This is a genomic window from Streptomyces sp. NBC_00829 (genome assembly GCF_045161795.1).
Taxonomy (GTDB): domain Bacteria; phylum Actinomycetota; class Actinomycetes; order Streptomycetales; family Streptomycetaceae; genus Streptomyces.
On record NZ_CP108867.1, the window covers coordinates 5,838,676 to 5,852,426 of the forward strand.

The 13,751-nt window shown below is 70.8% G+C and carries 13 protein-coding genes and 1 pseudogene; 7 read left to right on the top strand and 7 right to left on the bottom strand.

Annotated elements, in window-relative coordinates; translation table 11 throughout:
* Positions 1-152 precede the first annotated feature (152 nt).
* From OG293_RS25905 to OG293_RS25915, 3 genes are all read left to right on the top strand, one after another.
* Positions 153-1,469 (top strand): glycosyltransferase family 4 protein, encoded by a 1,317-nt coding sequence (locus OG293_RS25905; RefSeq protein WP_406001174.1) that lies wholly within the window; start codon positions 153-155, stop codon positions 1,467-1,469.
* Positions 1,470-1,590: 121 nt separating this feature from the next.
* Complete coding sequence (locus tag OG293_RS25910; protein WP_406001175.1) at positions 1,591-2,325, top strand: methyltransferase domain-containing protein; 735 nt, start codon at positions 1,591-1,593, stop codon at positions 2,323-2,325.
* Positions 2,322-3,392, top strand: a complete 1,071-nt coding sequence (locus OG293_RS25915) for a prenyltransferase (protein WP_406001176.1) — start codon at positions 2,322-2,324, stop codon at positions 3,390-3,392. Before OG293_RS25910 ends, OG293_RS25915 begins: the two co-directional genes overlap by 4 nt.
* Positions 3,393-3,396: 4 nt before the next feature.
* Here OG293_RS25915 and OG293_RS25920 read toward each other — a convergent pair whose 3' ends face one another.
* The 5 genes from OG293_RS25920 to OG293_RS25940 all read right to left on the bottom strand — a co-directional run bounded on the left by OG293_RS25920 (position 3,397) and on the right by OG293_RS25940 (position 7,587).
* A complete protein-coding gene (locus tag OG293_RS25920) occupies positions 3,397-3,684 on the bottom strand; it encodes a hypothetical protein (RefSeq protein ID WP_406001177.1) in 288 nt (95 codons plus the stop codon).
* Positions 3,685-3,859: 175 nt separating this feature from the next.
* Positions 3,860-4,870, bottom strand: coding sequence for an LLM class F420-dependent oxidoreductase (locus tag OG293_RS25925; RefSeq protein ID WP_406001178.1), 1,011 nt, complete (start codon positions 4,868-4,870; stop codon positions 3,860-3,862).
* A gap of 113 nt (positions 4,871-4,983) precedes the next feature.
* The gene (locus OG293_RS25930; RefSeq protein WP_406001179.1) at positions 4,984-5,808 is read right to left on the bottom strand and encodes a hypothetical protein; all 825 of its coding nucleotides are present in this window, start codon (positions 5,806-5,808) and stop codon (positions 4,984-4,986) included.
* Between the two features lie 145 nt (positions 5,809-5,953).
* Positions 5,954-6,910: an N-acetylmuramoyl-L-alanine amidase gene (locus tag OG293_RS25935; protein ID WP_406001180.1), complete on the bottom strand. Its 957-nt coding sequence runs from the start codon at positions 6,908-6,910 to the stop codon at positions 5,954-5,956.
* A 23-nt stretch (positions 6,911-6,933) separates the two neighbouring features.
* Positions 6,934-7,587, bottom strand: a complete 654-nt coding sequence (locus OG293_RS25940) for a class I SAM-dependent methyltransferase (RefSeq protein ID WP_406001181.1) — start codon at positions 7,585-7,587, stop codon at positions 6,934-6,936.
* 590 nt (positions 7,588-8,177) lie between these two features.
* Between OG293_RS25940 and OG293_RS25945 the strand changes: the two genes are divergently transcribed.
* The 3 genes from OG293_RS25945 to OG293_RS25955 all read left to right on the top strand — a co-directional run bounded on the left by OG293_RS25945 (position 8,178) and on the right by OG293_RS25955 (position 12,403).
* Positions 8,178-8,660: a hypothetical protein gene (locus OG293_RS25945; RefSeq protein WP_406001182.1), complete on the top strand. Its 483-nt coding sequence runs from the start codon at positions 8,178-8,180 to the stop codon at positions 8,658-8,660.
* Between the two features lie 378 nt (positions 8,661-9,038).
* Complete coding sequence (locus OG293_RS25950) at positions 9,039-11,201, top strand: acyl-CoA dehydrogenase (RefSeq protein ID WP_406001183.1); 2,163 nt, start codon at positions 9,039-9,041, stop codon at positions 11,199-11,201.
* Positions 11,202-11,212: 11 nt separating this feature from the next.
* A complete protein-coding gene (locus tag OG293_RS25955) occupies positions 11,213-12,403 on the top strand; it encodes a lipid-transfer protein (RefSeq protein WP_406001184.1) in 1,191 nt (396 codons plus the stop codon).
* Between the two features lie 113 nt (positions 12,404-12,516).
* Here the strand turns inward: OG293_RS25955 and OG293_RS25960 are convergent, their stop codons facing one another.
* Positions 12,517-13,149: a response regulator gene (locus OG293_RS25960; RefSeq protein WP_406003712.1), complete on the bottom strand. Its 633-nt coding sequence runs from the start codon at positions 13,147-13,149 to the stop codon at positions 12,517-12,519.
* A 159-nt stretch (positions 13,150-13,308) separates the two neighbouring features.
* On the opposite strand from OG293_RS25960, the pseudogene OG293_RS25965 reads away from it, so the two are divergent.
* A pseudogene (locus OG293_RS25965) lies at positions 13,309-13,467 on the top strand (IS110 family transposase); the annotation flags it as partial.
* Positions 13,468-13,475: 8 nt separating this feature from the next.
* Here the strand turns inward: OG293_RS25965 and OG293_RS25970 are convergent.
* A complete protein-coding gene (locus OG293_RS25970) occupies positions 13,476-13,706 on the bottom strand; it encodes a hypothetical protein (protein ID WP_406001185.1) in 231 nt (76 codons plus the stop codon).
* Between the last annotated feature and the right edge of the window lie 45 nt (positions 13,707-13,751).

The following is a 13,751-nucleotide window of genomic DNA, read 5'->3' on the forward strand; positions in this document are numbered from 1 at the left end:
CCCGTCGTGGCGCGAATCACCTGATCCGGCCGTTACAGCAGCGCTACCTGCCGGTAGATTCGAAGCTCCTTGAACGATCAAGTCTGAAACTTGTTCTAGATTAGCGCGACCGGTTACGCTCCGGCGAAAACGCAGTGAGAAGGGGGCCGTGGGTGACCGCTGAGGCCATAGAGGCCGGCCCTCGCACGGGCCGGTCCGGCGGTGTCGAACCGCTGCGCATCGCGCTCCTCACGTACAAGGGCAACCCGTTCTGCGGCGGCCAGGGTGTGTACGTACGCCACCTCTCACGCGAACTCGCCCGCCTCGGACACAGCGTCGAGGTCATAGGCGCCCAGCCCTACCCCGTCCTCGACGAGGGCGTGCCGCTCACCGAGCTGGGCAGCCTCGACCTCTACCGCAGCCCCGACCCCTTCCGCACCCCGGGGCGTGGCGAGTACCGGGACTGGATCGACGCCCTTGAGGTCGCCACCATGTGGACCGGCGGCTTCCCGGAGCCGCTGACGTTCTCGCTGCGCGCCCGCCGTCATCTGGCGGCCAGGCGCGGCGAGTTCGACGTCGTCCACGACAACCAGACCCTCGGCTACGGGCTGCTCGCCGACCTCGGCGCGCCCCTGGTCACCACCATCCACCACCCGATCACCGTCGACCGGCAGCTGGAGCTGGACGCCGCCGAGGGCTGGAGGCGGCGGGCCTCCGTACGGCGTTGGTACGGCTTCACCCGGATGCAGAAGCGCGTGGCGCGACGGCTGCCGTCCGTGCTCACCGTCTCCGGCACCTCGCGGCAGGAGATCGTCGACCACCTCGGTGTGCGGCAGGACCGCATCCGGGTCGTCCACATCGGGGCCGACACCGACCTTTTCTCGCCGAATGCGGCCGTCGCCGAGATACCCGGGCGCATCGTCACCACCTCCAGCGCCGACGTCCCGCTCAAGGGCCTGGTGCACCTCGTCGAGGCGCTGGCGAAGCTGCGCACCGAGAACCCGGCCGCCCACCTGGTCGTCGTCGGCAAGCGCGCCGAGGACGGCCCGGTCGCGCAGCTCATCGAACGCTTCGGTCTCGGCGACGCGGTCGAGTTCGTCAAGGGCATCACGGACGCGGAGCTGGTGGACCTGGTGCGCAGCGCGCAGATCGCCTGCGTCCCTTCGCTGTACGAGGGGTTCTCGCTGCCCGCCGCCGAGGCGATGGCGACGGGAACACCGCTCGTCGCCACGACCGGCGGCGCGATCCCCGAGGTTGCCGGCACGGACGGGAAGACCTGCCTGGCCGTGCCCCCGGGCGACGCGGACGCACTGGCAGCGGCGCTCGGACGCCTGCTGAACGACCAGGGGCTCAGGTCCCGGCTGGGCGCGGCGGGACGCGACCGCGTGCTGGCGCGCTTCACCTGGGCGAAGGCGGCCCAGGGCACGGCGGAGCTGTACCGCGAGGCCATCGCGGCCCGCGGCCGGGCGGCTCGGGGGGCCGCGAGGTGAGCTGTCCCCCGCCGGCGCTCACCCGTGGCCGCGCGGCCACCGGTGCGTGCCGCGCCACCGCGACCGCGGACCGCGCACCGCAATCACGTACTCGAACCCCCGACCGCGAAAGCAGGTCTACGTGCTGACCGTCGACTTCTCCCGCTTCCCGCTCGCCGCGGGCGACCGTGTGCTCGATCTGGGCTGCGGCGCGGGCCGGCACGCGTTCGAGTGCTACCGGCGCGGCGCTCAGGTCGTGGCCCTCGACCAGAACGGCGAGGAGATCCGCGAGGTCGCCCAGTGGTTCGCCGCGATGAAGGAGGCCGGGGAGGCCCCCGAGGGTGCGACCGCCACCGCCATGGAGGGCGACGCGCTCCATCTCCCCTTCCCCGACGAGTCCTTCGACGTCGTGATCATCTCCGAGGTCATGGAGCACATCCCCGACGACAAGGGCGTGCTCGCCGAGATGGTCCGGGTGCTGAAGCCCGGCGGCCGGATCGCCGTCACCGTGCCGCGCTACGGCCCCGAGAAGATCTGCTGGGCGCTCAGCGACGCCTACCACGAGGTCGAGGGCGGCCACATCCGCATCTACCGGGCGGACGAGCTGCTCGGCAGGATGAGGGAAGCGGGCCTGCGGCCGTACGGAACGCATCACGCGCACGCCCTGCACTCGCCGTACTGGTGGCTCAAGTGCGCGTTCGGCGTCGACAACGACAAGGCCCTGCCGGTCCGCGCGTACCACAAGCTGCTGGTCTGGGACATCATGAAGAAGCCCCTGGCCACCCGGCTCGCGGAGCGGGCGCTCAACCCGGTCGTCGGCAAGAGCTTCGTGGCGTATGCGACCAAGCCCCACCTGCCCGTGGACGCCGCCAAGTGACTTCTCCCGGGCGCACCGAACACCTTGTCCTGCCCGGGGTGCTCACCGCCGAGCAGGCCGCCGAGACGGTCGCGGGCATTCTCGCGGTCCAGCGCGAGGACGGCGCCATACCGTGGTTCCGCGGGCACCACCTCGACCCGTGGGACCACACCGAGGCGGCCATGGCGCTGGACGCGGCCGGTGAACACGAGGCCGCGGCCCGTGCCTACGCGTGGCTGGCGCGGCACCAGAACCCGGACGGATCCTGGTACGCGGCGTACCACGACGGCGAGGCAGACCGGCCCACCGACCTGGGCTGCGAGAGCAACTTCTGCGCGTACGTCGCCGTCGGCGTCTGGCACCACTTCCTGGCCACCGGCGACGAGGTGTTCCTGGAGCGGATGTGGCCGGTCGTGTTCGCCGCGGTGGAGTTCGTACTGGCGCTCAAGCAGCCGGGCGGCCAGATCGGCTGGAAGCGCGAGGCGGACGGGACGCCCGTCGACGACGCGCTGCTGACCGGCAGTTCGTCGGTCCACCAGGCACTGCGCTGCGCGCTCGCGATCGCCGAGGAGCGCGAGGAGCCGCAGCCCGACTGGGAGCTGGCGACGGGTGCGCTGGCGCACGCGATCCGCAGGCACCCCGAACGCTTCCTCGACAAGAGCCAGTACTCGATGGACTGGTACTACCCGGTCCTCGGCGGCGCGCTGACCGGCGCGGAGGCCAAGTCCCGTATCGAGGAGGCCTGGGACGACTTCGTCGTGCCGGGACTCGGTGTGCGGTGTGTGCTGCCCAACCCGTGGGTCACGGGCGGCGAAAGCTGTGAACTCGCCCTGGCCCTGTGGGTGATGGGCGAGTCCGACCGGGCGCTGGAGATCCTCCAGTCCGTCCGGCACCTGCGCGCCGACGGCGGCATGTACTGGACGGGGTACGTCTTCGAGGGACATCGGGCGCTCTGGCCCGAGGAGCTCACCACCTGGACGGCGGGTTCGCTGCTGCTTGCGGTGGCCGCGCTCGGCGGGGACGAGGCGACCACCGCGGTCTTCGGCGGGGAGCGGCTGCCGAGTGGGCTGCCGCCCGGCTGCTGCTGATCCGTCAGTACCTGCGCATGCGCCCTGCCACGGCATGCCCGACGAAGAGGTAGACCACCGCGGCGAGCCCGTAGCCCGCGACGACGCGCGCCCATGCCTCGTCGAACGTGAACAGGTCGTAGGACCAGCCGGCCAGCCAGTGGGCGGCGTCCTGGATGAAGCTCACCAGGTCGTTCGCCTGGTTGGCGTCGAGCAGGTACATCAGGATCCAGAGGCCGAGGATGACGGCCATGACATCAGCAACGATCATGATGACCGCTGCGGCCTGATTCGTTCCGTTGCGATGACTCATGGCTACCGGGTTGCCGCTTGTGAGCGCGTGAAACCCGTTCGGGCTCCCCCGAGTCCTGAAGCCGTACCGCGAGCCGAGGTCACCGACAAGGTTCCGAGCACGTACCCGCCGGGCGGCCTGAGCGGGAGGGAGGAGCCCGGCCGGCCGAACCCCGGCCTGGTCCAAGGGAAAGCCCCTAGGAGTTGAGCTCCGCCAGCACCCGCAGCGTGTACGGGTCCGGGGCGGTCACCAGCAGATCCGTGACCGGGCCCGCGCGCCACAGCTCCAGTCGCTCGGCGATCCGCTCCCGCGGACCCACCAGAGAGATCTCGTCCGCGAAGGCGTCGGGCACCGCCAGCACCGCCTCCTCGCGGTGGCCCTCGGCGAAGAGCCCCTGGATCTGCCGGGCCTGGGCCTCGTACCCCATCCGCGCCATCAGATCGGCGTGGAAGTTGCGGGCCGCGTGGCCCATGCCGCCGATGTAGAAGCCGAGCATCGCCTTGACCGGCAGCAGCCCTTCGGCGATGTCGTCGCAGACCGTGGCCCGGGCCATCGGAGCGATGACGAAGTCCTTGGGGGCGTCGGTGAGCGAGGACTCGTACACGTCCGTACGCAGCGGCGACCAGTACAGCGGCAGCCAGCCGTCGGCGATACGGGTCGTCTGCGCGATGTTCTTCGGCCCTTCCGCGCCCAGCAGGAGCGGCAGCGACGCACGCAGGGGATGGGTGATCGGCCGCAGCGGCTTGCCGAGGCCGGTGGCCTCCTCGCCGCGGTACGGATGGGAGTGGAAGCGGCCGGCCAGCTCGACGGGGGCCTCGCGCCGCAGGACCTGGCGGATGACGTCGACGTACTCCCGGGTCGCCGTGAGCGGGCTCTTGGGGAACGGGCGGCCGTACCAGCCCTCGACCACCTGTGGTCCCGACAGCCCCAGTCCGAGCATCATCCGGCCGCCGGAGAGATGGTCGAGGGTCAGGGCGTGCATCGCGGTCGCGGTGGGCGTGCGGGCGGCCATCTGCGCCACCGCCGTGCCGAGGCGGATCCGGGAGGTGTGGGCCGCGATCCAGGTGAGCGGGGTGAAGGCGTCGGAGCCCCAGGCCTCCGCGGTCCACACGGAGTCGTAGCCGAGTCGTTCGGCCTCGCGGGCGAGCTCCAGATGGGCGGGGTCGGGGCCGCGGCCCCAGTAGCCGAGTGCGAGGCCGAGTCGCATTCCGATCCCTTCTGACGCAGCGTCAGTTCTGGGCGACTGTACGACAACGGCCTCCCGCCCGGAAGGGCGAGAGGCCGTCGCGTGAGCGAAGTGCGCGCAGCGAACCGCGTGCGTCAGCCGCGCTGGATACCGCTGGTGTCCTGGAGGACACCGCGACGGCCGTCCTGCGTCTGGGCCACCAGGCCCGGACCGCGCTGCTCGACCGCGAGGTACCAGGTGCCCGGCGCGAGCTCCGCGATCGGGGACGGCGAACCGTCCTCACCGAACAGCGGACGGGCCACCGGCACCGCGAACCAGAACGGAGTGAAGTCGGCGGGGCCGCCGGCCTGCTGCGCGGCGGCCGGGGCCGGCTGCTGCTGCCCCTGCTGCTGGGCGCCGTACGGCTGGGTCTGCCCCGGCTGGACGCCGTAGGGCTGCTGCTGGGCGCCCGGGTAGCCGTAGCCGCCGGCGACGCCGGGCTGCGCGCCGTACGGGGTCGCCGGCGGCTTCGGGGCGCCGACGAGCGGGGCCTTGAAGGCGGGGACGATCAGGGAGCAGACCGCGCCGGCCGCGAGGACGAGCACGGCGATGAAGCCGAGGATGAGGCCGACGCCCGCGTCGATGCCGCTGCCGCCGATGTCCAGGGAGCCCGCGGGGTCGAAGATCGCGCCGAGTGCGCTCCACGCGGTGAACACGGTGAAGGCGACGCCGACCTGGCCGAGGTCGAGGCCGATGACCTTGGGAGGCTGCGGCAGCGCGCGGGAGGTGACGATCAGCGCCGCGCCGATGATGCCCGCCAAGTAGACACCCATGAGCAGGGACCCGTTGTCCCAGGCGTTCGGCACGTCGTCGCAGTTGCTGCCGGAGCAGTCGAACGTGTCGAGGAACGAGGCGATGAACAGCAACACCGCTGCTCCGATCACCACGCCGTCGCCTCGAATGAGGGAGCGGATGTTCACGTAAAAGTCCTTCGTCGGTCGTCTCATCGGGGCGGTCGTCGCTGCTGCCGGTGGGGCGGTCGCACGGCGCGGAGCTCGGGGGTGACCCCCCATCGTAGAGATGAATCTATCGTCTGCCCGATCCGGTCGTCTCGCGGGTTCGCACTCAGTCCCGCAGGTAGCCGGCGATACCGTCCGCCATTCCCTGCGCCGCCTGTTGGCGCCACGCCGAGTTTTTCAGCAGAGCGGCATCCTGTGGGTCACGCATATTGCCGCATTCGATGAACACTTTGGGCACGGTGGAGAGATTGAGTCCCCCGAGATCCTTGCGCACGTCCAAACCGGTGCTGTCTCCCACGTAGTTGGAGGGCGCACTTCCGGTCGCGCGGACGAACCGTCCCGCGATGCGTTCCCCCAGTTCGCGCGAGGGTCCGACAATCTTCGAGGTGTCCGCGGCACCTGCTTTGACCAGGGCGGGGAGGATGACATGGAAGCCGCGGTTGCCGACGGAGGAGCCGTCGGCGTGGATGGAGATGACGGCGTCCGCCCCGGCTTTGTTGCCGATCCGTGCCCGTTCGTCCACGCACGGACCGAAAGCCCGGTCGTTGTCATGGGTGAATTGGACCGTTGCGCCCTGCTTTTCGAGCAGTGTGCGAAGACGTTGTGAAACATCGCGGGTGAATTCGGCCTCGGTGTAGCCGTCCTTGGTGGCCGTGCCCGTCGTGTCGCATTCCTTGCGGTTGGTTCCGATGTCCACGAGCTTGTTGATCTCGCTCGTGTGCCGGAAATTGCCGGGATTGTGTCCCGGGTCCACCATCACGATCTTGCCGGCCAGCGGTCCCGCCTCGCTGCCGTTCCCCTTCGAGGGCGGAGCCGAGGGTGACACGGTGCCTGACGGGCTGGGAGGCGGCGGCTCGCTCGCCGTGCCCGGCCGGTCCGCTGTGGTGTGCCGGCTCGGCAGTGGCAGCACCTTCGGCGGCTCGTTCTCCCCTGGTCCGCTCATCGTCCGCCAGACGAGCCACCCCGCCAGGGCGGTGGGCACCAGCGCGGCGAGCGCGATGGTGAGATTGCCGCGGCCGACGCGGCGCGGGCGGGCGGGGGACTCGTTCTCGTCGTACGACACCCTCGCGATGCTAGCCGGGTCGCTCAGATCCCCGGTCCGGTACGCCGCAGGACACGAAGCGAGTCGGTTGCCGAGACCTCGGTGAACGCGCCGGACGCGAGTGCCCGCAGATACACGCGGTACGGGGCCTGGCCGGTGAACTCGTCCTCCGGGTCCGGGAAGACGTCGTGGATCACCAGCAGGCCGCCGTCGGCGACATGCGGCGCCCAGCCCTCGTAGTCTCCGCCGGCGTGCTCGTCGGTATGGCCGCCGTCGATGAAGACCAGGCCGAGCGGGGTGCCCCAGACGCCCGCGACCTGCGGGGAACGGCCGACGACCGCGATGACGTGGTCCTCCAGGCCGGCCTTGAACAGGGTGCGGCGGAACGTGGGCAGGGTGTCCATCACGGCGACGTCCGGGTCGACGACGTCCGGGTCGTGGTACTCCCAGCCCGGCTGCTGCTCCTCGCTGCCGCGGTGGTGGTCGACCGTGACGGCGACGGTCCCGGCCTCCCGGGCGGCGTCGGCGAGCAGGATCGTCGAGCGCCCGCAGTAGGTGCCGACCTCCAGCAGCGGAAGGCCGAGCGCGCCCGCCTCCGTCGCCGCGGCGTACAGGGCGAGGCCCTCCCGTACGGGCATGAAGCCCATGGCGGCCTCGAAGGCGGCGAGGGTCTCCGGCTTGGGGGTGGCGCCGGCCATGGGTGGGTCCTCCTGGGGCTATGTGTGCGAGGCCGCCCATCGTGCCCTAAGGGCTGTCCCGTCATCCCCGGCGGGTCACGCAGGGCGTCAGATGCGGTGCATCGCAAGGCGGAGGGTCGTCCTCATACGGGCGTGTTCGGATGAGGACGACAACGCGGCGAGGTGCCGTAGCCGGTGTCGGGCGCCCGGTGGGGATGACGGGACAGCCCTTCAGCGCGCGCTGCCGTGGGTGGCGGGGCCTGCCCGCGATCGTGTGCGTCTCCGTACGGAAGGGCAGCCGGTCTCGGGCCGGTTTCCCAGGCATGCGGAATCAACTGGCCCATTTGTTTGGCCTTTGTGAGCGCGAGTGGGGTGGGGTCGCATTCGGGAGCGACCGGAATCCCTTCCCCCTGGAGGGCTATGGCGTAGATCACGCGATCTCGGTGGGCCTTGCTGGAGCCGGCCGAAAAGCGACTGCATAGGTGGCGCGATACCGCCGTTCGCCACTCATTCCCGCCGTAAAAGCATTGCGCCAGCGTCATCGATGCGTAAGATCCTCGGTGCCGTCGCCAAAATACCTTTGTTTCTGAGGGAGTTGGGCGGCGTCGCGCATGCACCTGTCCTTTGGAGGGGAAATGAAGCTTCGTCAGATGGTCCGCGGTGCGGGTATCGCGGTGGCGGCCATGACCGCTGTAGCGGCGGCCACCGCTCCCGCGAGCGCCGCGACGGTCAACTGGAAGGAAATCAGCCCGAACTCGAACTGGCGTTGTGAGAAAACGATCGAACACGCCACCTATCCGGGTGTGAAGTTCCAGGGGTGCATCGTTGCCAACCAGAACGGCGATGCTCAGGTCGTCCTGGTGGTCAACAACCAGGGCCCCAAGGGCGTCAACATCGGCGGCTGGACCTCGGCCCAGTTCGGCGGCAATGTCACCTGTGCCGACTCGGTCCTCAATCCGGGATTTCAGCGCGGATGCTTCGGCAGCACGGTTCATGTCCCCTGCAACGTCGCTTACGACAGTTCTGTGCACCTCACGGTGAACGGGTCGACCAAGATAGCCCCCGCGCCGCAGATCGCGAGGATCTGCGGCTGATTTCCGGCAGACTCTGATCCGGTGGTGGCCGGTGCCGAAGGCCACCGCCGGACTTTCCGTTTCCGTGTCGGTGCCTCACTGTTTTGGGAAAGGCCGAGACGGTCCTTTGATGAGACCGGGCGAGTCGGGTCATCGGGCGCCGCAATGTGCCCGGTGAAGGCGTTCCCGGCAAAGAAAGGCACCATTGCCGACGCATTGCGTTCGGTCGCGTCGATGGCTCCCGCACCCGCACTCGCTGTCGTCCGGCACGGGCACCGGCACCGGCCGCGACCCGCGCCTGCGGTCGCTCACGGCCGCCGCCGACGGTCCTGGAAGTATCCGGATCCCACAGGGCGCCTGACCTACCGTCAGATTGAAACGTGTTCTAGTCTGCCGCCCATGGGTATCCCCATCACGCACGAACAGCGGGAGTTGGCCGAGGCCGTGCGCGGCTGGCTGGCGCGTGCCGTGCCGCCCGAGGAAGTACGCAAGCTCCTCGACGTGCCCTCGGCCGGGACCGGGCGCCCCGGCCACTGGGACGGCCTGGCCGGACAGGGCCTCCTCGGCGTGCATATCGCCGAGGAGCTCGGCGGCGGGGGCGGCACGCTCGTGGACCTGGCCGTCGTCCTGGAGGAGACGGGACGTGCCGCCCTGCCCGGCCCGTATCTCGTGAGCTCCCTCGCCGCCGAGCTGCTGCTGCGCGCGGGACAGCCGGAGCTGGTCGCGGCGCTCGCGGACGGGCGGCGCGTCGGAGCCGTCGCCCTCGGGACCGGAACACTCACCGCCGTCGCCGCCGAGGGCGGCCTGCTGCTCGACGGGACGGCCCCGCCCGTCCTCGCCGGGGCGCAGGCCGACCTGTACCTGCTCGCGGCCCGGGCCGCGCACGGCACGCTCTGGGCGGCCGTGGACGCCGACGCCCTCGCCGTGCGCGCCCACGAGAGCGCCGACCCCACCCGGCCGACCGCCGAGGTGACGGCACACGCCGTCCATGTCCCCCAGGCGCGCGTCCTCGCCCTCGACACCGCCCTGGTACGGGACCTGGCCCGAGTCCTGCACGCGGCGGAGGCGTGCGGTGTCGCGGCCTGGGCGCTGGAGTGCGCCGCCGAGTACGCCAAGGTCCGTGAACAGTTCGGCAGGCCCATCGGACAGTTCCAGGCGATCAAGCACCTCTGTGCCGACATGCTGGTCCGCGTCGAGCAGTCACGGGCGCTTGCCTGGGACGCGGCGCGCGCGGCGGACGAGCCCGCACCCGTGCGCGGGCTGGCGGCCTCACTCGCCGCCGGGACCGCGCTGGACGCCGCGTACACCTGCGCCAAGGACTGCATCCAGATCCTCGGCGGCATCGGCTTCACCTGGGAGCACGACGCGCATCTGTATCTGCGCCGGGCCCTGGTCGCCCGCCAGCTCCTCGGGCCGGGCGACGGCCACCGGCTGCTGGCCGTGCGGCTCGCGGCCGGCGGGGCACGGCGCGAACTGCGGCTGGAACTCCCGGCGGAGGCGGAGACCTACCGGGCGCCGGCCAGGGCGGCGGCGAGGAGCGTACGGGGGATGGACCCCGCGGCCGCCCGCCGCGCCCTCGCCGCCACCGGCCATGCCGCCCCGCACCTGCCCGAGCCGTACGGCCTGGGTGCCGGAGCCGTCCAGCAGCTCGTCGTCCAGGAAGAGCTGCGCGCCGCCGGGGTCAGCGTCGCCGACCTCGGGACAGCGACCTGGGTGATCCCCTCGCTCATCGCGTACGGGACACCGGCGCAGCAGGAACGCTTCCTGGCCCCGACCCTGCGCGGCGAGCTGCGGTGGTGCCAGCTGTTCTCCGAACCAGGCGCCGGATCGGATCTGGCCGCCCTGCGCACCAGGGCCGAGAGGACGGACGAGGGCTGGCGCATCACCGGGCAGAAGGTGTGGACGAGCTCCGCACGCTCCGCCGACCACGGGATCCTGCTCGCCCGCACCGACCCGCGCGCGCCCAAGCACAAGGGGCTGACCTACTTCCTCGTGGACATGAGGAACACCGAGGGCATCGACATCCGACCGCTGAAGGAGATCACCGGGGACGCGCTCTTCAACGAGGTGTACTTCGACGGCGCGCTGCTCCCGCACGACGCCGTGGTCGGAAAGGTCGACGACGGCTGGAAGGTCGCCCGCAACACCCTCGGCAACGAACGCGTCCACATGGCCGACCAGTTGACCTTCGACACCGGTCTGGCGGCGCTGATCGCCCGTAGCGGTCTGTTCGACGGATCGGTCCGGGCCCGCATCGGAGCCCTCGCCGCCGAGGCGCACGCGCTGGCCTGCATAGGGCTGCGGGCCACGCTGCGGCAGGTGTCCGGTCTGGAGCCCGGCGCGGGCGCGAGCGTACGCAAACTCATCCAGACCGTCCACCAGCAGAAGACCGCCGAGCTCGCCCTCGAACTGCTCGGACCCCAGGGCGCGTTGCGCGAGGGGGTGGGGGAGCGGGCGGTGCACGGGCTGCTCATGTCCCGCTGTCTGACCATCGCCGGAGGCACCACACAGGTCCAGCTCAATGTCGTCGCCGAGCGCATCCTCGGCCTCCCCCGGGACTGAAGGAGTACGCAGTGAAGAGCTACATCGTCGGCGTCGGGATGACGAAGTTCGAGAAGCCCGAGTCCAGGGACTGGCAGTACTGGGACATGGCGAAGGAGGCCGGGGAGCGGGCACTCGCGGACGCCGGGATCGACTACGGCCTGGTGGAGCAGGTGCCCGTGGGGTACTGCTTCCAGGCGTCGACGGCCGGGCAGCGCGCGGCGTACGAGCTCGGACTGACCGGCGTTCCCGTCTACAACGTCAACAACAACTGTGCGACGGGATCGACGGCGCTGATGATGGCCCGGCAGTTCGTCGAGGGCGGCATCAGCGACTGTGTGCTCGCCCTCGGCTTCGAGAAGATGACACGCGGCCCGCTCGGCGGCGGCTCGGACGGCGGTGACTTCAAGGCGTCCCCGGTGGCCCGCCACTACGGCGTCATGGCGGCCGGACACGGCTTCGAGGCGAGTCCGCCCACGGCGCAGATCTTCGGCAACGCCGCCCGGGAGCACATGGAGCGCTACGGCACCACCGAGGCGCAGCTCGCCGCCGTCGGCGCCAAGAACCACCGGCACTCGGCCGACAACCCCGACGCACAGTTCCAGGACGTCTACTCGGTCGACGAGATCCTCGCGGCCAAGACGATCCACCGGCCGCTGACCAGGCTCCAGTGCTCGCCGACCTCCGACGGATCGGCCGCGGCCCTCGTCGTCTCCGAACGCTTCCTCGTCCGGCACGCTCTCCACGGCAAGGCCGTCGAGATCGCCGCGCAGTCCATGACCACCGACACCGAGGAGTCCTTCGCCTCCGGATCGTGCATCGACGCCGTGGGCAAGCCGATGTCCCGTGCCGCCGGGCGGCAGGTCTTCGAGAGCTCCGGGCTCGGCATCGAGGACGTCGACGTGATCGAGCTGCACGACTGCTTCTCCATCAACGAACTGCTCACCTACGAGGCGCTCGGCATGTGCGCGGACGGCGAGTCGGGGAAGCTGGTGGAGAGCGGGGCGACGACATACGGCGGCCGGTGGGTGGTCAACCCCTCCGGCGGTCTGATCTCCAAGGGACATCCGCTCGGCGCGACGGGACTCGCCCAGACGGCCGAACTGGTGCGGCAGTTGAGGGGGGAGGCGGGGCCCCGCCAGGTGGCGGACGCGCGCGTCGGACTCGCCCACAACATCGGGCTCGGCGGAGCCGCCGTGGTCACACTCCTGCGCAGGTCATAGGGCCTTGTCCGCGATCTCCCGGGACGGCCCCTGGACACCCGGCGCGGTGATCCTCGCCCCGGCACGGACGGACGCGTGGCCGACGCATGCCCGGCGAGGGGCCGACGCGGCCCTCAGAGCCAGCCCTGCCGACGGGCCGCCCGGACCGCCTCCATACGGTTGCGGGTACCCGTCTTGCCGATCGCCGAGGACAGATAGTTCCGCACGGTCGACTCGGACAGGTGCAGCGACCCCGCGATGTCGGAGACCGTCGCCCCGTCCACCGCGGCGTTCAGCACATCGCGCTCGCGCGCGGTGAGGGGGCTCGGACCCGCGCTCAGGGCCGCCGCGGCCAGCGCCGGGTCGATCACCGTCTCGCCGGTCAGCACCCGCCGGATCGCCTCGGCCAGTTCCTCGACGGGACCGTCCTTGACCAGGAAGCCCGCCGCCCCCGCCTCCATCGCCCTGCGCAGATATCCGGGTCTGCCGAAGGTGGTGAGGATCAGCACCCGGCAGTCGGGGACCTCGTCCCTCAGCAGGGCCGCCGCGTCCAGGCCGCTGCAGCCGGGCAGTTCGATGTCGAGCAGTGCCACATCGGGACGTGAGGTGAGCGCCGCGTCGACGATGGCATCACCCCGGCCGACCTGGGCGACGACCTCGATGTCCGCCTCCAGACCGAGCAGCAGCGCGAGCGCGCCCCGCATCATGCCCTGGTCCTCGGCGAGGAGGACTCTTACACACCTTACCGGGCGGTGGTTTTGCGGCATCTCGGTCACAGAGAACAGGGTATGGCCGGTGGCTTGTTGAGGCAGCGCGGCGACGGCTCCGGACATGCAGAAAACCCGCCCGGCACTTGGCCGAACGGGGCGTTTTGCTGCCTGGGGGCGCTCGTCTAGCTCGTGCCGATCACGTCATCCGGGGTCGGTCCCGCCTCGCGGGCCTTCTACGACCGCAAGCGGGGCGAAGGCAAACGACACCACCAGGCCCTGATCGCTCTGGCCCGGCGCAAGATCAACGTCCTCTACGCCATCCTGCGCGACCGGCACCCCTACGAAGCCCGGCCGCCCCTGCGTCTCGTGGCTTGACAACAGCATTAGGCAGCCACCCCCTGACGGGTAGAGCGGACAGCCTTGATGTTGATGGTGGGGAAGTCGTAGTCAACGCCGATTTCGGCGAACGCCGTAGCCCACCAGCGTTCCCGCTGTTCCGGGGTGAGTGCTCGCGTCTCCTCGGCGTGGAAGATCGCATGGGCTTGCGCCGAGGACGGTCCGGACCACGGGCGACGCGTGGCGCGAGGGATCGGCAGGGGCTCGGTGGTGACCACCGGGGGTTCAGCAGTGAAGGCACGGCGCTTTCCACGGGCAGGCAG